The following is a 1,025-nucleotide window of genomic DNA, read 5'->3' as shown; positions in this document are numbered from 1 at the left end:
TCGTCGGCTACGAGATGGCGCTGCTCGTCGACCGCGCCGGCGCCGTCCTCACCCCCGCACTCCGCGCAGAACTCCAGGGCAGTCTCCTGCACTGACGGTCCGTCGGATACCGTCCAGGTATTCGAAGCACCTCCACGTCCGTCCCGGGCCCGCTTCGGCGGGCTCGGGTTCGGACGTTGTACGGCCTTCGCACCATCGGCTCAGGACCAGTGCCCGAGCTCGCACCGCACCGCCGCACCCTGTGAGGAGAGGAACCGTGACACCGCCCGACGACCGCAGCGGCCAGTACGGCGTTCCGTACCCTGGCACAGGCCATGACGCCTTCGGAGCACCCGGCGTCGTCGGCCACGGTCAGCAGTACGGCCAGCCGCTCCACGGCCAGCACGGCCAGCACTACGGCCAGCCGTCGTACGGCCGGCCGTACCCGCCGGGACAGTACGACCAGTACGCCCAGCCCCGGCCCTCGTACGACGCTCCCCCGCCCGGCTACCCGGACGGGACGGTCGGGCAGCACCCCGGCCACCTCCCCGGCCGCGGCCCGGCCGTCGGGCAGTCGGCCGGACAGCCCGCCCACGTTCCCGGCCACCACGGGCCGGTCCAGGACTTCGGGGCGGGCGACGACTACGAGGACGAGGTGGACTCCGGCCCGCTGATCCGCCCGTTCGCGATGACCGGAGGACGCACCCGGCCCCGGTACGAGCTCGCCCTGGAGGCGCTCGTCTCCGCCAACGTGGATCCGCAACGCCTGGCCACCCTGCTCCCGGAGCACCAGCGGATCTGCACCCTGTGCACCGAGGTCAAGTCCGTGGCCGAGGTCTCGGCGCTGCTCTCCCTTCCCCTGGGAGTGGCCCGCATCCTCGTGGCCGACCTGGCCGAGGCCGGCCTGGTCGCCATCCACCAGCCCGCTTCCGGCGGCGAATCCGGAACCCAGCCCGACGTCACGCTGCTCGAAAGGGTCCTCAGTGGACTTCGCAAGCTCTAACGCGGCCGCCCCCACCCGCGCCACCACCTCCGCGAAGATCGTC

General features: G+C 72.6%; 1 protein-coding gene and 1 pseudogene. Both read left to right on the top strand.

The genetic code is table 11. The annotated features are described in order from the left end of the window. A pseudogene (locus ABZW10_RS38740) lies at nucleotides 1-95 on the top strand (roadblock/LC7 domain-containing protein); the annotation flags it as partial. Between the two features lie 161 nt (nucleotides 96-256). Further along, entirely contained in the window at nucleotides 257-982 is a 726-nt protein-coding gene (locus ABZW10_RS38735) for a DUF742 domain-containing protein (RefSeq protein WP_355376429.1), read from the top strand. The last annotated feature ends 43 nt before the right edge of the window (nucleotides 983-1,025 follow it).

Origin of the sequence: Kitasatospora sp. NPDC004723 (genome assembly GCF_040609255.1) — a bacterium.
Taxonomy (GTDB): domain Bacteria; phylum Actinomycetota; class Actinomycetes; order Streptomycetales; family Streptomycetaceae; genus Kitasatospora.
This window is presented reverse-complemented; position numbering and strand designations above follow the sequence as displayed.